Origin of the sequence: Streptomyces sp. NPDC001985 (genome assembly GCF_040296845.1) — a bacterium.
Classification (GTDB): Bacteria; Actinomycetota; Actinomycetes; order Streptomycetales; family Streptomycetaceae; genus Streptomyces.
Window position 1 is genome coordinate 1 of record NZ_JBEOYB010000015.1, and the last position, 18,646, is coordinate 18,646.

Annotated in this window: 16 protein-coding genes; 7 read left to right on the plus strand and 9 right to left on the minus strand. The window is 73.5% G+C overall.

From position 1 onward, the window contains the following. Positions 1-413 (minus strand): DUF5682 family protein (locus tag ABT122_RS09045; RefSeq protein ID WP_351547656.1); only part of this gene is annotated, 413 nt, incomplete at its 3' end. Next, a complete protein-coding gene (locus ABT122_RS09050) occupies positions 410-1,537 on the minus strand; it encodes an ATP-binding protein (protein ID WP_351547659.1) in 1,128 nt (375 codons plus the stop codon). The genes ABT122_RS09045 and ABT122_RS09050, both read right to left, overlap by 4 nt. A 118-nt stretch (positions 1,538-1,655) precedes the next feature. Here ABT122_RS09050 and ABT122_RS09055 point away from each other — a divergent pair, with 118 nt between their 5' ends. Both ABT122_RS09055 and ABT122_RS09060 read left to right on the plus strand, forming a co-directional pair. Next, positions 1,656-3,077 carry an SWIM zinc finger family protein gene (locus ABT122_RS09055; protein ID WP_351547662.1) on the plus strand — a complete coding sequence of 474 codons (1,422 nt, stop codon included), beginning with the start codon at positions 1,656-1,658 and terminating at the stop codon, positions 3,075-3,077. A gap of 353 nt (positions 3,078-3,430) precedes the next feature. Further along, the gene (locus tag ABT122_RS09060) at positions 3,431-5,089 is read left to right on the plus strand and encodes a DUF5691 domain-containing protein (RefSeq protein ID WP_351547665.1); all 1,659 of its coding nucleotides are present in this window, start codon (positions 3,431-3,433) and stop codon (positions 5,087-5,089) included. A gap of 211 nt (positions 5,090-5,300) precedes the next feature. On the opposite strand, the gene icmB is transcribed toward ABT122_RS09060, so the two are convergent. After that, a complete protein-coding gene (icmB, locus tag ABT122_RS09065) occupies positions 5,301-5,714 on the minus strand; it encodes a coenzyme B12-dependent isobutyryl CoA mutase small subunit (RefSeq protein ID WP_351547668.1) in 414 nt (137 codons plus the stop codon). Positions 5,715-6,075: 361 nt separating this feature from the next. Here icmB and ABT122_RS09070 point away from each other — a divergent pair, with 361 nt between their 5' ends. Together ABT122_RS09070 and ABT122_RS09075 are read left to right on the plus strand one after the other, a co-directional pair. Continuing rightward, entirely contained in the window at positions 6,076-7,044 is a 969-nt protein-coding gene (locus ABT122_RS09070; RefSeq protein ID WP_351547670.1) for an esterase/lipase family protein, read from the plus strand. A gap of 224 nt (positions 7,045-7,268) precedes the next feature. Continuing rightward, entirely contained in the window at positions 7,269-8,831 is a 1,563-nt protein-coding gene (locus ABT122_RS09075; RefSeq protein ID WP_351547673.1) for a M23 family metallopeptidase, read from the plus strand. Positions 8,832-8,940: 109 nt separating this feature from the next. Here ABT122_RS09075 and pcrA read toward each other — a convergent pair whose 3' ends face one another. After that, entirely contained in the window at positions 8,941-11,409 is a 2,469-nt protein-coding gene (pcrA, locus tag ABT122_RS09080; RefSeq protein WP_351547676.1) for a DNA helicase PcrA, read from the minus strand. Between the two features lie 118 nt (positions 11,410-11,527). Then, positions 11,528-11,881 (minus strand): hypothetical protein, encoded by a 354-nt coding sequence (locus ABT122_RS09085; protein WP_351547678.1) that lies wholly within the window; start codon positions 11,879-11,881, stop codon positions 11,528-11,530. 255 nt (positions 11,882-12,136) lie between these two features. Between ABT122_RS09085 and ABT122_RS09090 the strand changes: the two genes are divergently transcribed. Then, positions 12,137-13,171 carry a C40 family peptidase gene (locus ABT122_RS09090; RefSeq protein WP_351547680.1) on the plus strand — a complete coding sequence of 345 codons (1,035 nt, stop codon included), beginning with the start codon at positions 12,137-12,139 and terminating at the stop codon, positions 13,169-13,171. A 34-nt stretch (positions 13,172-13,205) separates the two neighbouring features. Here ABT122_RS09090 and ABT122_RS09095 read toward each other — a convergent pair whose 3' ends face one another. From ABT122_RS09095 to ABT122_RS09105, 3 genes are all read right to left on the minus strand, one after another. Then, positions 13,206-13,457 (minus strand): DUF397 domain-containing protein, encoded by a 252-nt coding sequence (locus ABT122_RS09095; RefSeq protein WP_351547682.1) that lies wholly within the window; start codon positions 13,455-13,457, stop codon positions 13,206-13,208. Positions 13,458-13,803: 346 nt separating this feature from the next. Next, positions 13,804-14,496 carry a LuxR C-terminal-related transcriptional regulator gene (locus tag ABT122_RS09100; RefSeq protein WP_351547685.1) on the minus strand — a complete coding sequence of 231 codons (693 nt, stop codon included), beginning with the start codon at positions 14,494-14,496 and terminating at the stop codon, positions 13,804-13,806. Continuing rightward, positions 14,493-15,791, minus strand: a complete 1,299-nt coding sequence (locus tag ABT122_RS09105; RefSeq protein ID WP_351547688.1) for a PspC domain-containing protein — start codon at positions 15,789-15,791, stop codon at positions 14,493-14,495. Before ABT122_RS09105 ends, ABT122_RS09100 begins: the two co-directional genes overlap by 4 nt. A 153-nt stretch (positions 15,792-15,944) precedes the next feature. On the opposite strand from ABT122_RS09105, the gene ABT122_RS09110 reads away from it, so the two are divergent. After that, positions 15,945-17,270 (plus strand): PspC domain-containing protein, encoded by a 1,326-nt coding sequence (locus ABT122_RS09110; RefSeq protein ID WP_351547690.1) that lies wholly within the window; start codon positions 15,945-15,947, stop codon positions 17,268-17,270. Beyond that, entirely contained in the window at positions 17,257-17,592 is a 336-nt protein-coding gene (locus ABT122_RS09115; RefSeq protein ID WP_351547693.1) for a hypothetical protein, read from the plus strand. Before ABT122_RS09110 ends, ABT122_RS09115 begins: the two co-directional genes overlap by 14 nt. Here ABT122_RS09115 and ABT122_RS09120 read toward each other — a convergent pair. Further along, on the minus strand, positions 17,499-18,023 hold the full coding sequence (locus ABT122_RS09120) for a DoxX family protein (protein ID WP_351547696.1): 525 nt from the start codon (positions 18,021-18,023) through the stop codon (positions 17,499-17,501). The two genes, ABT122_RS09115 and ABT122_RS09120, sit on opposite strands and share 94 nt — an antisense overlap. Between the last annotated feature and the right edge of the window lie 623 nt (positions 18,024-18,646).

Genomic DNA, 18,646 nt, shown 5'->3' on the forward strand with positions numbered 1-18,646 from the left:
GGGCCGCCCCCGCCGGGCGCGGCGCCGTCGTCCGGGCTCTCCGGGCTCTCCGGGCGGGCGCGCCCGGCCGCCGCGAGGTCATCCGCGGCGGCCAGGGCCAGCGAATGAGCCGCCGGGAGGTCGATGAAGCGCACCGGCACCCCGTGGTCCAGCGCCCAGCGGAGCGCCACCCACTCCGGGGAGAAGGCAGCGAGCGGCCAGAACGCCGACCGGCCCGGGTCGTCCACCGCGTGGGCCAGCAGGGCGACGGGTGGGCGCATCCGCTCGTCGGCGGCGAGGGCGACCAGCGCGTCCGCCTCCGAGGGGCCCTCGATCAGCACCGCCGCGGGCTGTTCCGCCTCCAGGGCCGCCCGCACGGCACGGGCCGAACCCGGGCCGTGGTGGCGCACTCCGAGCAGCAGCGGGCCGCTCACGCGCTCACCTCCCGGCAGGCGCGGTAGAAGTCCTTCCAGCCGGACCGCTCACGGACCACGGTCTCCAGATACTCCTGCCAGACGACCCGGTCGGCCGCCGGGTCCCGCACCACCGCGCCGAGGATTCCGGCGGCCATGTCCGCCGGTCTGAGCACTCCGTCGCCGAAGTGCGCGGCGAGCGCGAGCCCGCCGGTGACCACGGAGATCGCCTCCGCCGTGGAGAGGGTCCCGGAGGGCGATTTGAGCTTGGTCCGGCCGTCCGCCGAGACGCCTTCCCTCAGCTCCCGGAAGACGGTGACGACCCGCCGGATCTCCTCAAGTCCCTCGGGGGCGGCGGGGAGATCGAGGGAGCGCCCGATCTGGTCGACGCGGCGGGAGACGATGTCGACCTCCGCGTCCGGTGTCGCGGGCAGCGGCAGCACCACGGTGTTGAAGCGGCGGCGCAGGGCGCTGGAGAGGTCGTTGACCCCTCGGTCCCGGTCGTTGGCCGTGGCGATGAGATTGAACCCGCGCACCGCCTGCACCTCCTGTCCCAGCTCCGGAACGGGGAGGGTCTTCTCCGAGAGGATCGTGATGAGGGTGTCCTGCACATCCGCGGGGATGCGGGTCAGCTCCTCGACGCGGGCGGTCATCCCCTCGGCCATGGCGCGCATGACGGGGCCGGGCACCAGCGCCTCCCGGCTGGGGCCGTGGGCGAGGAGGCGGGCGTAGTTCCAGCCGTAGCGGATGGCTTCCTCGGGGGTGCCGGCGGTGCCCTGCACGAGCAGGGTGGAGTCTCCGCTGACGGCCGCCGCCAGATGCTCGGACACCCAGGTCTTGGCGGTGCCGGGCACGCCGAGCAGCAGCAGGGCGCGGTCGGTGGCCAGGGTGGTCACGGCGACCTCGACGATCCGGCGCGGCCCCACGTACTTGGGGGTGATGACCACGTCGTCCCCGGCCGGGCCGCCGGGGATCGTGCCGCCGAGCAGATAGGTGGCGACGGCCCACGGAGAGAGCCGCCAGCCGACCGGGCGGGGGCGGTCGTCGGCTGCGGCGAGCGCCTTCAGCTCATCCGCGAAAGCGTCCTCCGCGTGGGGGCGCAGGGCCTGCGCGCCGGCGTCGGCGGCGGTTTCGGACACGGTCATGTATCCCCCTTCAGATCGTTGGACCCGATGTGTTTCCCACCCTGCACCACGCCACTGACAATGGGTCATCTCCGCAGGTCGGAGCCGATTGTCAGTGGCCGCCCCTAACGTTTTCGGCATGCTGCGATCGAACGGGGGAGAGTCCCCGGACAGATGCGACCCTGCCGTGCGGATGCCGCGCTGGTCGGCGGATCAGGTGCTGCTGCTGGCTCCTGACCCCGCGTCACGCGCCGCGGGGGCCAGGCTGGGCGCGTCCGGCCCGTGGTCGGCCGCGGGGGCGGACGGGTCGGGTGCCGTCTGGGGCCTGTGCAAGGGCGGTGGCCGCACGCCGTATCGGACCGTCGTCGACACCATCGGCCCCGCCTGCCGGTGCAGTTGTCCGAGCCGCAAGTTCCCGTGCAAGCACGCGCTGGGCCTGCTGCTGCTCTGGGCGGGGGACGAGCGGGCGGTGCCCGGCGGCGCCGCCGCGCCGCCCTGGGCGGAGGAGTGGCTGGGCGAGCGCCGTGAGCGCGCGGAGAAGAAGGAGAAGGAGGGAGAAGGGGATCGGGAGGATCGGGGGCAGCCGGGCGCGGGGCGGCCCGGGAGGCCCGCCGACCCGGAGGCGGCCAGGCGCCGGGCACAGCGGCGGGCGGCGAGCATCGACGCGGGCGCGGCGGAGCTGGAGCGGCGGCTGGCGGATCTGCTGCGCGGCGGTCTCGCGTCGGCCGAGCAGTCGGGGTACGGCCTGTGGGAGGAGACCGCGGCCCGCATGGTCGACGCCCAGGCGCCCGGGCTCGCCGCCCGGGTGCGGGAGTTGGGCTCGGTCCCGGGGTCGGGCCCGGGGTGGCCGGCGCGGCTGCTGGAGGAGTGCGCGCTGACCCATCTGCTGGACACCGCCTGGCTGGGGGTGGAGCGGCTGCCGGAGCCGCTGGCCGCCACGGTCCGTACGAGGGTGGGGCTGGCCCCGGCGGCCACCGGGGCGCCGGTCCGCGACCACTGGCTGGTCCTCGCGCAGTACGACACATCGGACGGGCGGCTGACCACCCGTCGCGTCTGGGTCCACGGCAGGAGCTCGGCGCGCACCGCGCTGCTGCTGTCGTTCGGGGGCGGCGGGCGGGCTCCGCGGCTGGCGCTGCCGGTGGGGTCGGTGATCGAGGCCGAGCTGACCCCGTATCCGGGCGGCGGCCGGCTGCGGGCGGAGCTGGGCGAGCGGGTGGGGGTCCCGGTCCCGATCGACACCCCTCCGCCCGGCGGCCCGGTCGCGTCGGCGCTCGACGCCTACGGCCGGGCCCTGTGCGACGACCCCTGGCTGGACTCCTGGCCGGTGACGCTGACGGAGGTGGTCCCGGTCCCGCACGGCACCGGCTGGCAACTGGCGGACGCGGCGGGCGGCGCGGCGCTGCCCATCGCCTCGTCGGCGCTCTCCCGTCCCGGCCTCTGGCGCCTGGCGGCCCTGTCGGGCGGGGGCCCGGTCACCGTGTTCGGCGAATGCGGACACCGGGGGGTGACCCCCCTGGCCGCCTGGTCGCCCGACTCCCCGGAGACGGTCCCCCTCCTGTGAGCCCACCGCCCGCCGTGCCCCGGCCCACCCAACGGCCCGGGCCCGGGGCCACTCCGGGACTCGGGACGAGCGGGCCCCGATCACCCGGGACCGCTCCAGGGCGAGCGGCTCGCGAACCCCCGACCCGCAGCCCGGCGCCACCACCACACACCGGAACACCCCGACCGCCGGAGGCCACCGGCACCACCGGGCCGGCCGCGAGGCCACCCCCACCGGAGGCCCGGCACGCCGACCCGGGGCCGGGACCGCCTCACGGCAAGCGCCCGACCCCGGCGCACCCCGACCCGCGGCCCGGCGCCACCGAGCCCGCGAACAGCTGCCTCACCCGCGACCGCGACCGTACGGAGGACGACTTGACCGCCATCGCCGGCACCTCACCGTGGGAACAGCTCATCACCTCCGCCCTGCTCGGCACCGACCGCAGGCCACCGCCGGAAGGAGTGGTGGCCCCGGGGCGGGACGCGCCGCTCGCGCTGCTGGACGCGGCGGCGCTGCACACCGTGCGGCGGCGGGCCGGGATGGTGCCCGCGGTCGCCGCGCCGCTGCCCGAGCCCGCCGCGCCCGATGAGCGCCGGCCGCTCCCGGCGGCGGCCCGGCGGCGGCTCGCCCAGTTGCTGGCGGACCGCTCGGCACCTCCGTCGGGAGGGCGCCGGGGCGCGGCTCCGGACCTCACCGAGCTGCTCCCCCAGTGGCTGGCCACAGCCAATGAGCGCGGCTACCGGGCCCCCGCGCCCCTGCTGCCCGCGCTGCTGGACGCGGCCCGCGCGCGGACCGATCTGCGTCCGCAGGCGCTCGCGCTCGCCGGGGCCCGGGGGCTGTGGCTGGCCCGGTTCAACCCGGAGTGGAAGTTCGCGCTGCGGGGGGCCTCGGGCGCGGGGGTGCCACTGCCGGAGGTGACGGACACGGCGGCGGTCGAGCGGCTGTGGGCGGAGGGCCTGTTCGCCGAGCGGGTGGCGCTGCTGACGGCGGTCCGGGAGCAGGACCCGGCCCGGGCGCGGGCCCTGCTGTCCGGGACCTGGCCGGGCGAGCGGGCCGAGGACCGGCTGATGTTCCTGGACTCCCTGCGGACCGGGCTCTCCGGCGCCGATGAGCCCTTCCTCGATCAGGCGCTCACCGACCGCAGCCGCAATGTCCGGGCCACGGCCGCCGAACTGCTCTCCGCGCTGCCGCACTCGGCGCTCGCGGGGCGGATGGCGGCCCGGGCCGTCTCCTGTGTCGGCCTGGACCGCTCGGGCGGCGGCGCGGCGATAGCCGTGGAGGCGCCGAGTGCGTGCGATGCGGAGATGCAGCGGGACGGGGTGGTCCCGGCGCCGCCCACCGGCCGTGGCAGAAGGTCCTGGTGGCTGGGCCAGTTGGTGGAGGCGGCCCCGCTCGCCACCTGGACGGAGCGGCTCGGCGGGCGCGGAGCGCGGGAGATCGTGGCGCTGCCGGTGGCGGACGGCTGGCGGGAGGAGCTCCACGCGGCCTGGTGCCGTGCGGCGGTGCGCCAGCGCGACGCGGAGTGGGCACGTGCCCTGCTGGGGGCGCCGGGCTCGTCGCCGGAGACCGGGCCCGGTCCCTCGTCCCTGGCCGAGCGGGCGAAGCTGCTGGCGACGGTGGAGCCCGGGGAGCGGGCGGACTGGGTCGCCGGGTTCATCGCCGCGCACGGCCTCTCGGAGGCGTTCCAGCTGCTGGGTGTCTGCGCGGTGCCGTGGTCGGAGCCGCTGGGCCGCTCGGTGGTCGACGCGCTCGACATCGCCAGGGACGCGGGGAGCTACCCCTGGAGTTTCAGCGGGGTGATGGGGCTGGCGGAGCGCTGTCTCGCGCCCGGGGAGGCGGACCGGCTGGTCCTGTTGACCGCGCTGCCGGACGAGACGGAGAGTTCGTCCCCGGGAGCCGGGGGTTACTGGTCGGAGGCGTTCCAGCGGCTGGTCTCCACACTGCGGCTGCGCGAGGCCCTGCACCGCGAACTGACCGGCCCGGACCCCGCCTCGCCGGAGGGCGAGGGAGCGGCGCTCCCGGCCGGCGGCTGAGGGCCGGGGCCGGCCGGGTGCGGGCAGCCCCGGCGGCCGAGACCGGCGGACTCCCGCTCACCGCGCGCGGTACCCGGCTGCTCCCGCTCACCGGCACAGGCACAGGCACAGGCACCGCGGTGGCACCCGCACCCGCAGCCGCAGCCGCACCCGCGAGGCCCCGGGCGCCGGGTGTCGCCCGGGCCCGGGGCCTCGCCGGCGAGCGGCCGTCTCAGGCCTCCGCCGGCTGGCGGACATGCGCGTTGACCCAGTCGACGATCGCCGTCGTCGTCGCCCCGGGGGTGAAGATCTCGGCCACCCCGAGCCGCTTCAGCGGAGCGATGTCCGCCTCCGGGATGATCCCCCCGCCGAAGACCTTGATGTCCTCCGCCTCACGCTCCTTCAGCAGCTCGATCACCTTGGCGAACAGCGTGTTGTGCGCGCCCGACAGGATGGACAGGCCGATCGCGTCGGCGTCCTCCTGGATCGCGGTGTCCACGATCTGCTCCGGCGTCTGGTGGAGGCCCGTGTAGATGACCTCCATCCCCGCGTCGCGCAGCGCTCTCGCGATCACCTTCGCCCCCCGGTCGTGCCCGTCGAGCCCCGGTTTGGCCACCACCACGCGGATCGGACCAGTCACACCCATCGCTGCCTCCACACATCCGGCTCCGCCGCCAGTGAACGAACGTTATCTCCAGCATCCCGCACCCGGCTGTTTCACGGAGGGCGTGGAGGGGGAAATCACACAGTGGGACATGTTCGCTATGCGGCGTATCCGCACCAGAGGGCACCAAAGCCCCGCGGGTCCGTCGCATGGGAGCCGCTTCAGGGCCGTCCCCCCGTGCCGTTCCAGCCGCCCGGCACGGTGGGGCGGTGCCGTTGCCACACATCAGCAGCCGACACGGAGACCCGGTCCACGGAGACGATCCCGGGCAGCGCTGAAGGGGCCCCCAGGAGGGCACACAGGGGCCGATGCCGTCCCCCGTGTGTCGTACGGAGGTCGGCCCATGAAGGTCCTTCCCTTCCCGCTCACCCTGAGCGCCCTCGCGCTGAGCGCCCTGGGCCTGCGTCCGCTGAGCCTGAATCCGCTGAACCCCGGGGCGATCCGGCGCCTGAGCGGCCTCCACGATCTGCGCGCGCCCGCCACCCTGGTCCGCGCCACCGCCCTGGAGCTGGCGATCCTCGCCGGCCATGTGCTGCTCTACCCCACCGGGCTGACCGCGGAGCGCCCGACGGGCCGGGAGCGCGCCCCCCGCGCCCGCGAGCCGCAGCCGGAGGAGACCGACGCCGCGGCGGGGCCCTCGGCCGGGAGCACCACCGGGCTCCCCTCGGCCGGCGCGGCGGACCACCCTCCCGTCGTGATGCTCCACGGCTTCGTCGACAACCGCTCGGTCTTCGTCCTGCTCCGCCGCTCCCTGGCCCGGCACGGCTGGCGCGATCTGGAGTGCCTCAACTACTCCCCGCTGACCTGTGACGTACGGACCGCGGCGGAGCTGCTCGGCCGTCATATCGCCCAGGTGTGCGCCCGTACGGGCCGGAACGAGGTCGACATCGTCGGCCACAGCCTCGGCGGTCTGATCGCCCGCTACTACATACAGTGCCTCGGCGGCGACCTCAGAGTGCGCACCCTCGTCACCCTCGGCACCCCGCACTCGGGTACGACCGCCGCCCCGCTCGCGAGCGCCCACCCCGTGGTCCGCCAGATGCGCCCCGGCTCCGCGCTGATCGAGGAGTTGCGCGGCCCGGCGCCCGGCTGCCGCACCCGATTCGTGAGCTTCTGGAGCGATCTCGACCAGTGGATGGTCCCGATCGAAACGGCCCGGCTCGACCACCCCGATCTCATCACGGAGAACGTGCAGGTCAGCGGCATCGGCCATCTCGCCCTGCCGGTGCACCCCGCGGTCGCCGCGGGCATCCGGCAGGCGCTGGAGAAAAATGAGTCGACAGGCACCCCGGGAGCCGTCTCGGTGGCCTGATCCCCAGTCGAAAATCTCGAACTAATTTCGAACATAGGGCCAAAGCTCTGCCTGTAGTCCTCCGAAAGACGGTCGAATGCCCGTTTCCTGAATCCTCAAAACCTCCGGAAGATTGTCGCCGTCGCATACCGCCGGGTACAGTCGCGCCACTGGTTCCCCTCTGGGACCGGTCTTCTTCAAGGCCCCAGAATCCAGGTCCTGCTGCCGAGGCGAGAGAGAAGTTGGTGAACGACCAGCACGCCCACGCCGGGCACGTCGGCCACGACCAGTACCCCACCGGCAGCTTTGACATCGATCCGCTCTTCGGTGCGCTGCCGGACGGACAGACCGGTTACGAGGCCGGTCACAGCGGCCAGTACGAGGCCGCCCAGTGGGACACCGGCGCACACCGGACCGTCGGCGGTTACGACATGTACGCCGGTCAGGACCAGGGGCAGCAGTTCCCGGCACCCGACTCCACCGGTGCGTACGAGACCGTGACGCAGTGGGACTCGGGAGCCTGGGAGCAGGTGGCCGCGACGGCCCCGTTCGAGCCCGCCGCCACCTTCGCGTACGACACGGCCGATCAGTGGGCCGCCCCCGGCGGATTCGACAGCGGCTCCTACGACGCCACCGCCTGGAACACGGAGAGCGGCGCGGAGGCCCTCGTACCGCAGCAGTTCGCGGCCGAGCGGGAGTTCACCCCGGAGTACGGCGCGGAGTTCACCGCCGAGCGGCAGTCCGCCGACGCGGCGGCGGAGCACGCGGCCGAGTTCGGCGCCGAGAGCACCGGTTACGAGACCGAGTACGAGAACGGCTTCGACGCCGCTCCCCTCGGCGGCGACACGCCCGGCCCCGATCCCGATCCCGGCCACACCGGGCCGGACGAGGGCGAGACCCCCGGAGCCCCCGCCCTGGGCGACACGGCGAGCTTCCCCGTCATCTCCGACACCGACGGAGAGCACGGGCGCGAGGCGGAACTCGTCGCGATCGCCGCCGATGAGCCCGCCGCCCCGCGCTCGGGCCGCCGGTCCAGCGGCGGTGGCGGCAGCGGCCGAGGCCGTCGGCGCACCCCCGCCAAGCGCTCCGCGATCTTCACCATCGCCGTCCCGTCCGCCTGTGTGATGGGCGTCGCGGGCATCGCCGCCGCCTCCGTCGGAGGTCTCAGCGGTGGCGGTGAGGAGCCCAAGAAGAACGACACCAAGCTCGCCGCCGCCGATGTCGCCGAGACCGCCGCGAAGACGGCCGCCGCGAACAACAAGATGGACACCCAGCTCGCGGCGCTCGACGCCGAGGCGCGCAACTTCGGCGACCGGGCCTCGCGCACCCAGGAGCGCATCGACCTGAAGGCGCGCCAGGAAGCGGACCGGAAGAAACGGGTGGCGGAGGCGGAGCGGCGCGAGGCGCTGCGCCCCAAGTTCGCCATGCCGGTCGAGAGCAGGGGCCTGAGCACCTACTACGGCGAGTCCGGCGTCAACTGGATGGCCCTGCACACCGGCATCGACTTCCCCGTGCCGCTCGGCACCAATGTCTTCGCCGCCAGCGACGGCACCGTCCGTACGCAGTTCAACAGCGCCTACGGAAACATGATCATCCTGACCGCCCCCGATGGGACCGAGACCTGGTACTGCCATCTGAGCAGCGCCAAGATCCGCTCCGGCACGGTCAAGGCCGGCGATGTCATCGGCTACGCGGGCAACACCGGCAACTCCACCGGCTCGCACCTCCACTTCGAGGTCCGTCCGGGCGGCGGCTCGACGATCGACCCGCTGGCCTGGCTCCGCAGCAAGGGCCTCGACCCCACCTAGGACCAGGCCCCCGAGCGACTGAGCCTGAGGGCTTGCAGGGCTTGCAGGGCTTGCAAGGGAGTGCGAACGACGAGAGCGGACACCCGACCGGTGTCCGCTCTCCCGTCTGTCAGAGCTTCTCGACCGGCGCGTACCGCAGCAGCAGCTTCTTCGGGCGCTCGTCGCCGAAGTCGATCGTCGCCTGCGCGTCCGAGCCCGAGCCGTTCACCGCGACCACGGTGCCCAGGCCGAACTGGTCATGGGTGACCCGGTCGCCGACCGTCAGTGAGACCACCGGCTTCTCGGAGGCCCCGCGCCGGGTCGCGAAGCCCGAGGGGCCCGACCGCGAGGACGGCATCGACGGCAGCCGGGAGCCCAGCCCCGACGTGGGGCCGGCGGGCGCGGCCATCGGCCCCGTCCGCTTCCACTCCAGATACGAGCCGGGGATCTCGTCCAGGAACCGCGACGGCGGGTTGTACGAGGGCTGGCCCCAGGCGCTGCGCATGGAAGCCCTGGTCAGATAGAGCCGCTCACGGGCGCGGGTGATACCGACATAGGCGAGCCGGCGCTCCTCCTCCAGCTCCTTGGCCTGGCCGAGGGCGCGCATGTGCGGGAAGACGCCGTCCTCCATGCCGGTGAGGAAGACCACGGGGAACTCCAGGCCCTTGGCGGTGTGGAGCGTCATCAGGGTGATGACCCCGGAGCCTTCCTCGTCCTCGTCGGGGATCTGGTCGGAGTCGGCGACCAGCGCGACCTTCTCCAGGAACTCCGCGAGGGTGCCCGCGCCCTCCTCCTCCGTACGGTCCTGCTCGAACTCCAGTGCCACGGCGGCCAGTTCCTGGAGGTTCTCGATCCGGGTCTCGTCCTGAGGGTCCGTCGACGCCTGGAGCTCGGCCAGATAGCCGGTCCGCTCCAGCACCGCTTCGAGGACCACGGCCGGGCCCGCGCCGGAGTCCACGATCGTCCGCAACTCCTCCATCAGGACATTGAAGCGCTTGACGGCATTGGCCGAGCGGGCCGCCATGCCATACGCCTCGTCCACCCGGCGCAGCGCCTGGGGGAAGGTGATCTTCTCCCGCAGCGAGAGCGCGTCGATCATCGCCTCGGCACGCTCGCCGATGCCCCGCTTGGGGACATTGAGGATGCGCCGCAGCGGGACGCTGTCCTCCGGGTTGGCGAGGACGCGCAGATAGGCCAGGACGTCCCGGACCTCCTTGCGCTCGTAGAAGCGGACCCCGCCGACGACCTTGTAGGGCAGCCCGACCCGGATGAAGATCTCCTCGAAGACACGGGACTGGGCGTTCGTGCGGTAGAAGACGGCGACATCGCCGGCCTTCGCGTCGCCCGCGTCGGTCAGCCGGTCGATCTCGTCGGCGATGAACTGCGCCTCGTCGTGCTCGGTGTCGGCGACATAGCCGGTGATCACCGCGCCCGCGCCCGCGTTGGTCCACAGATTCTTGGGGCGGCGGCTCTCATTGCGCTCGATGACCGCGTTGGCGGCGGAGAGGATCGTCTGGGTGGAGCGGTAGTTCTGCTCCAGCAGGATCGTCTTCGCCTCCGGGTAGTCCTCCTCGAACTGGAGGATGTTGCGGATGGTGGCGCCCCGGAACGCGTAGATCGACTGGTCGGCGTCGCCCACGACACACAGCTCGGCGGGGGGCAGGTCCTCGTACCCCGTGCCCACCAGTTCACGGACGAGGGTGTACTGGGCGTGGTTGGTGTCCTGGTACTCGTCGACCAGGACATGGCGGAACCGGCGCCGGTAGTGCTCGGCGACATCGGGGAACGCCTGGAGCAGATGGACGGTGGTCATGATGATGTCGTCGAAGTCCAGGGCGTTGGCCTCGCGCAGCCGCCCCTGGTACATCCGGTACGCCTCGGCGAGCGTCTTCTCGAAGCCGTCGACCGCCTTGTCGGCGAAGGACTCCTCGTCGATCAGCTCGTTCTTCAGATTGGAGATCTTGGCGCTGAAGGCCTTCGGCGGGAACTTCTTCGGGTCGAGGTCCAGATCGCGGCAGACCAGCGCCATCAGGCGCTTGGAGTCGGCCGCGTCGTAGATGGAGAACGACGAGGTGAAGCCCAGCTTCTTGGACTCCCGGCGGAGAATCCGGACACAGGCGCTGTGGAAGGTGGAGACCCACATCGCCTGGGCGCGCGGGCCGACGAGCTGCTCGACGCGCTCCTTCATCTCCCCGGCGGCCTTGTTGGTGAAGGTGATCGCCAGTATCTGCCCGGGGTGGACGCTGCGGGTCGCCAGCAGATGGGCGATCCGGTGGGTCAGCACCCGGGTCTTGCCGGAGCCGGCACCGGCCACGATGAGCAGCGGTGATCCGGCGTGCACAACGGCGGCGCGCTGCTGCTCGTTCAGCCCTTCGAGGAGGGCGGCGGGGTCGATGACCGTGCGGGGGGCGCCGTCGCGGTGGTAGGCGTCCCGTGCCGGGGGCACGTCGAAGGCGCCCTGGAAGAGATCGTCGGGGATCTCCTCCCGGGCCCGGCCCTCATGGTCCTCATGGTCCTCGTGGTCCTCGGGCGGGGGCGGGGGCTCCTCCGGGGTGGACTGGAGGCTCGCCAGGAAGTTGTCGTCAAAGAGGCTGCTCATCGCTCTCCGAGTCTAGGCCGCCCCACTGACAGCTCGCCCCCGGATTGGCCGCGTCCGCGCCCGGTGCCCGGCCGGAGGGGGCGCCGGCCCGGTGCGCGGGGCCGCTCCGGCGGGCGGCTCAGGTCCAGAGCGTCGCGATGAAGACATTGACGACGGTGAGCCCGCCCACCGCGCCGAACAGCGCCTTCTCCACGGTCTCCTCGTCGCGCTTGACGTAGACCAGGCCCAGGACGACCACCAGCACCGCCAGCTTGATGCCTATCTTGATGTTGTTCACCGTCTGGCCGTCGGCCTGGTTGAGGCCGACCAGCGCCACACCCGTGACCAGCATGGTCAGCGCGCCGTGCAGCATCGCCGGGGTGAAGCGGGCGGTGCCGGCGCCCATCGCCTTCATCTGGGTGAGGAATCCGCCCAGCAGGGACGCGATACCGATGATGTGCAGGGCGACCAGGGCATTGATGAGTACGTCCATGAAGCGGAGCCTAACCATCCCCATACCAGCCCCCCGAAGTCAGGTGAACCTCATTCGCCGCATCGGTCGCGGTGGTGTCCGGAAGCCACCCTCCGTGAGCAATCCGTCGCCATAAGGTGTGGCGAATCATCCACCTTCGAACAGAATCCGTCGTTCCGTCCCACCCCCGTGACCTCCCGGAATAGCGTCCTGCTGACACCCGAGCCAGAGCCCGGCGGAACCCCGCCGGCCGCACGGAAGGACGTGGACGCCCCCGTGGCTGCACACCGGAAGCACCGGAAACCCAGGCAGTATCCGTTCCGCGGGCCCGCTGCCCGGACCGCGGGGTCCCTCGCGCTCGCCGGCGCGGCGACCGCGGGCGCGTTCAGCGGGACCGGTCACGCCGAGCCGACGCTCACCCCGGCCCAGATCAAGGCCAAGGTGGACAAGCTCTACCAGGAGGCGGAGGAGGCGACCGAGCGGTACAACGGGGTCACGGAGCGGGCCGGCCGGGAGCGGGAGGCGCTGGAGCGGCTGCGGGACGAGGCCGCACGCCGTACGGAGCGGCTCAACGCCACCCGTAACGCACTCGGCTCGATCGCCACCGCCCAGTACCGCGCGGGCGGTATGGACCCGGCGCTGCTGGTGGCGCTCGCCTCCGACCCGGACAGCTATCTGGAGCGCGCCGCCCTCGCGGAGCGGGCCGGGGAGCGGCAGGCAGCCGCCGTCGCCGGTGCGCGCCGGGAGGTCGCCGAGATCGAGCGGGTCAGGACGGAGGCCGGGCGGAGGATGGCCGAGCTGCGGGAGCGCGGGAGCGAGCTGGCCCGCCACAAGGCGGCCGTGCGGGAGAAGCTCGGCGCGGCCGAGGGGCTGCTGCGGCGGCTGACCGCCGGGGAGCGCGCCTCCTACGCCGCCGGGGCCGATGGGGACCGGGCCGCTGGGCCGCCGGCCAGGGCGTCCGGCCCACGGGCCACCCGGGCCGTCGCCCACGCGTACGGAGCGCTCGGGAAGCCCTATGTCTGGGGGGCGACAGGGCCAGGGGCCTACGACTGCTCGGGACTGACCCAGGCCGCGTGGAAGGCGGCCGGGGTCTCCCTGCCCCGGACCTCGTACGCGCAGATCGGCGCCGGGCAGCGGATTCCGCGATCGGCGCTGGCCCCCGGCGATCTGGTGTTCTTCTACCCGGGTGTCAGCCATGTCGGCCTCTATGTCGGCGGCGGCAGGATGATCCACGCGCCCAGGCCGGGCTCCCCCGTCCGTATCGCCCCGATCGACGAGATGCCCTTCGTGGGGGCGACCCGCCCGGTGTGACATCCGCCCGCCGCCGGGCCGGCCCGGCGGCGCCTCAGTGGGGCCGCTGCTGTGCCGCGTAGGCGACGAAAGCGGCCCAGGCCCGGGGGGCGAGGCCGAGTTCCGGTCCGCCGATGTCCTTGGAATCGCGGACATGGACGGCGCGGGGGCGGGCTGCGACCTCCACGCACTGTCCCGCGCCGCTGGCGCTGTAGCTGGATTTGCGCCAGATGAAACCGGCTTCGGGGCCTGTGCCGCCCCCGGTGCCGCTGTAGCTGGTCCTGAACCCCACCGACGTGCCGCTCACGGTTCCTCCGCCAACTCGTGATGAACTGGGCCGACTGCTCAGGGCGATACTGCCATGGCTGTGGGTCACCACACAGGGCACTGTCCAGGAATTGATCCGGCTCTCCGCCATCGGGGGGCGGCGGGCGGAAGGCCGCCCTCACTCTCGATGTCCGGCGTTACCTGCGAGAACGTGAAGGACGGATTCCGGCGGGGTGCCGGGACCACCGGGCTGCCGGGGACCGGCAGTTGGCCGCTTTGCACAGGTCGGCCGGGCGGCCGGCCCCGGAAGTCCCCTCGCGGGCCGCCCGCCCGGCCGTCCGATCAGTGCGCTCGCGGGCCTGCCCCGCCGCCGGGCCGGGCCGCCGTCAGACCAGCCGGCGGGCGGTCGCCCAGCGGGTCAGCTCGTGCCGGTTGGAGAGCTGGAGCTTGCGCAGCACCGCGGAGACATGCGACTCCACCGTCTTCACCGAGATGAAGAGCTGCTTGGCGATCTCCTTGTACGCGTAGCCGCGGGCGATCAGGCGCAGCACCTCGCGCTCGCGCTGGGTGAGCCGGTCGAGATCCTCGTCCACCGGGGGTGCGTCGGTGGAGGCGAAGGCGTCGAGGACGAATCCCGCCAGCCTCGGGGAGAAGACGGCGTCCCCCTCCTGGACCCGGAAGATCGAGTCCACCAGATCCGTGCCGGTGATCGTCTTGGTGACATAGCCGCGCGCACCGCCGCGGATCACCCCGATCACATCCTCCGCCGCGTCCGACACGGAGAGGGCGAGAAAGCGGACCGGGTCCTCGGGCGACGCCATGAGCGGGGCGCACCGCCGCAGCACCTCCACCCCGCCGCCGCCGGGCAGATGCACGTCGAGCAGCACGACCTCGGGCCTGGTCGCCGTGATGACGGTGATGGCCTGGTCGACATCGGCCGCCTCGCCGACCACCTCGACGCCGGTCTGCTCGGTCCTGCCGATCTCCGCCTGTACGCCGGTGCGGAACATCCGGTGGTCGTCGACGAGCACCACCCGCACTCGGCGCCCGGCGCCTCCGCTCGCTGCCTCGGTCGTCATTCGTCCGCCGCCCTCTCCATCTCCAGCTCCACTTCCGTGCCCCCACCGGGTGCCGGGCGGAGCCGGGCCGTCCCGCCGTTGCGCTGCATCCGACCGATGATCGACTCCCTGACGCCCATTCTGTCGCCCGGCACCGCGTCCGGGTCGAAGCCCGGGCCCCGGTCGCGGACGGACACATAGACCATACGTCCGTCGACCTCGGCGAAGACCTGGACGGCACCGCCCTCGCCACCGTACTTGGCGGCGTTGACCATCGCTTCGCGCGCGGCCTGCATCTGTGCCGCCAGCCCGTCGTCGAGCGGGCAGTCGCCGACGACCACGACCTCCAGCGGGACGCCGTGCTTGTCCTCGACCTCGGCGGCGGCCCTCTTCACCGCCTCGGCGAGGGTGTCGGGCTCCTCGTCCTCGTCCTTTCCGGTGCCCTCCGGCCGGTAGAGCCAGTTGCGCAGCTCGCGCTCCTGGGCGCGGGCGAGGCGGCGGACCTCGCCCGGGTCGTCCGCGTTGCGCTGTATCAGGGTGAGGGTGTGCAGGACGGAGTCGTGGACATGGGCGGCGACCTCGGCGCGCTCCTGGGCGCGGATGCGCATGGTCCGCTCCTCCGTGAGGTCCTGGGTCATCCGCACCAGCCAGGGGCCGATGAGCAGACCTATGCCCGCGAGGACGGCTATGGCGGCGGTGAGCACATTGCCGAGCTGGGCGGCGGAGCCGCGGACCACCATGAAGAGTGCCAGTCCCATGCCGACAAGGGCGACGCCCGCGAGCGCCCGGCCCAGCTGGAACAGCCTCCGGCTGCGGTTGCCGGCCTCGGTCCAGCGGGCCCGCCGGGCGTTGTCGGCCTGCCGCCACACCAGCACCACACCCGCGCCGATCAGCAGGGTCGGCCAGACATAGCGATGGGTGCTGTCGTTGGTCTCCAGATCGCCGATGAAGACGGCGACGCCGAAGGAGAGGGCGATCATCGCGAAGAGCTGGCCCTTGTCGGGCTTGCGGAGCCTGCGCCCGCCGTCGCTGGTGACCTCGAAGACGGAGCGCGGCTCGGCGGGGCGGCCCCCGACGCCGAGCGGGACCACGATCCAGAACACCGCGTACAGCAGGGCGCCGAGGCCGTCGGCCATGAAGAGACCGAGGAAGATCACCCGCACCCAGATGACCGGGAGCCCGAGATGCCCGGCGAGACCCCGCGCCACGCCGCCGAGGAGACGGCCGTCGGCGCTGCGGTAGAGCTTGCGCGGCGGGAGGTCATCGGGTGCGGGGGCACGCGGGGACGAGGCGGGTCGTGGCGTGGCGACGGGCATGCCTCGATCGTCACACGCCCGGCCGGAGGGCGGTATCAGGGACGACCCCTGAAGCAACCCTGACCGGAGGGCGTGCACCGGCATCCGGATATCAGGGACCGGCCAGGGTCGATCCGGGTGCCGTACCGGCCCCGGGGCCGTCACCATGGACGTATGACTCAGCCGACCCCGCCGCACCCCGCGGCACCGGACGGACCCTCGGCGGCGGCTCCGGAGCTCTCCCCCGAGCTGCCGCCGCTGCGCCGTACGCCTCACCGGAAGGTGCTGGGCGGGGTCTGCGGGGGCCTCGGGCGGTATTACGACATGGACCCGGTGATCTTCCGGATCGTGGCCGGCGCCCTCGGGGTGGCCGGCGGGCTCGGTCTGATCCTCTACGGCTTCGCGTGGCTGCTGATCCCCGTCGAGGGCGAGGAGGAGAACGAGGCCCGCCGGCTGCTGTCGGGGCGCGGCGAGGGCGCGGCTCTGACAGCGGTGCTCCTGGCGCTCGTCGGCTCCGGCCTGTTTCTGACGATGCTGAACAACAGCGGGGTCCTCGCCTTCGCGACGCTGCTCGGTCTGGCGATGTCCGGCGCGGCCGTGTGGTCGCGGCGGCGCCGTGCCCTCACTCCCGAGAGCGGCCCGCTCGATCCGGCGACCGCGCAGGCGGTGTCGGTCGCCCCGCCGGAGACCAAGGCCCCGCCGACACCGGGCAGCCCGTCGTGGTGGCGGGACCCGATCGTCAAGGAGAGGGAAAGGGAAGGGGACACGGGCGCGGCGCCGACCGGCTATCTGTGGGGGCCCGAGGACAGCGAGGAGCCGGGCGGCCGCAAACGCCGCCCGGGCCGGCCGGACACCGCGGGCCGCCGTGGCCCCCGGCCCATCGGGGGGACGGTCTTCGGTTTCGCTCTGGCGGCGTTCCTCCTGGGCACCAAGCTGAGCTGGGACGGCAGCCCGCTGGGCACCAGTCTGCAGATGGGGCTGGCCTGTGCGCTGGGGGTGTTCGGCCTCGGCCTGGCCGTCAGTTCGATACTGGGCCGCACGGGGCTGGGCACGGTGCTGATGACGATCGTCACGGCGGGGCTGCTCGCGGGCTCCGCGGTGCTGCCGAAGGACATCAGCACCCAGTGGATCGAGACCGAGTGGAAGCCGTCGTCCGTGGCGCGCGTGGAGCCCCGGTACGAACTGGGTTCGGGGGTGGCGACGCTCGACCTCTCGGCGCTCTCGATTCCGGCCGGGCGCACGGTGTCGACGCACGCGGAGGTCGGCGCGGGCCGGCTGAAGATCCTCATACCCGGGGACGCCCCGGTGAAGGTGCGGGTGCAGGCGGGGCTCGGCGACATCAGCCTCCCCGGCGAGAAGAAGAACGACATCGACATATCCCCGGACCAGAGCAGGAACACCGAGCTGCGGGCCCCCGAGGGAGCCGGTCCCTCGGGCACCCTGGAGCTGAACGTCCAGGTGGGCGTCGGACAGGTGGAGGTGACCCGTGCGGCATCGTGACTCGCGGGACCAGCCGCCCGTCGCGGACCCGGCGCGGGACCGGGGCGCGGCACGGCGGGAGTTGCCGCACGGCTTCCGGCCGGGCCGGCTGATCGCCGGTGTGACGGCGCTGACGGCGGCGCTGCTCTACGCGGGCGACGCCGGCGGCACCTGGCACACCCCCTGGTATGTGGCCTTCCCGGTGGTGTTCACCGGGATGTCGCTGGCCGGGGCGGCGGGGCTCGCCCACTACCGCGTCCGCCGGCGCCGTTCCGCGAGCAGCGCGTCCACCGACGGCGCGGCGGCCCCGGCGAGCAGCAGCGGCACCCAGGCCACGAAGTAGACGAGGTCGTTGCCGAGGTAGTACGGCTCGACCTGCCAGCTCACGGTCAGCCAGAGGCTCAGCGAGATCAGCGCCCCGCCGAGTGCGGCGCCCCGGGCCAGCAGCCCGATGAGCGTGCCGATGCCGGCGGCCAGTTCACCGAGGGCGATGGCGTAGCCGAAGGTCTCGGGGCTGGAGAGCGCCAGGTCCACCAGCCAGGGGACCGCGGAGCCGTCGCGGATGCCGCGCATCTGGTCGCCGATGGAGCCGGGGCCGCTCGCCGCGAAGAACGCGCTGTCCGTGAGCTTGTCGATGCCCGCGTAGACGAAGGTGACGCCGAGGAAGATCCGCAGCGGCAGCAGGGCGAGGCGGCTCGCCCGGTCCTTCCGGCCGCCGCCTCGCCCGGTGCCGGACGTGCCGCGTCCGGCCGTCGCCCGGTAGGTGTGCGTCATCGCGCTCTCCCCGCTCTCGGATCGGAACCCATGGGCCGTTCGACTCTCAACTGAACATACGGAGCAGCGGGCCGAAAGGCTCAGTGTCCGGGGTTCTCGGCGGCACGGCCGGGGGCGGGAGCCCGCTCCGGAGGGCCGAGCCGCCGCCACAGCGGCCGGTGGTCGACCCGGCCGCGAGGTCGGCGCCGACCGGGTCCCGGGTGGCCACCGCGTCCCGGTGGCCGGTCCGTACGGGTCTGCCCGCCGCGCGGGCGGTGAGACCGGCCGGACACCCCCTCCTCGTCACCGAGCCGTCCGAAGATCCGCAGCGCGCCGGGCGGGTGTGTCCCACGGTGGGCGCGCCCGGCCTCCGGGGAGTCGCGCACGCGCGTCAGCCCGAAGCGGAGACCGGTCCACCGGGGCCGGGGGCGGGCGCGTCGGTCATGGGCCGGAAGGCAGCACCGGACCCGGGAAGCCGCCAGACCCGCGCGCCCCGGAGGTGCCCTCCCCACGGCGCGGAGTGCCCGCCCTCCCCTGCGGCGCGGGGGTGCCCGCTCCCCGCCCGTCCTCGTGGCGCGAGCGGGTGCCCGGACGTCCTCCCTCGTGGGCCGGGGGCGGACAGGGCGATGCCGCCGCTCACTCGC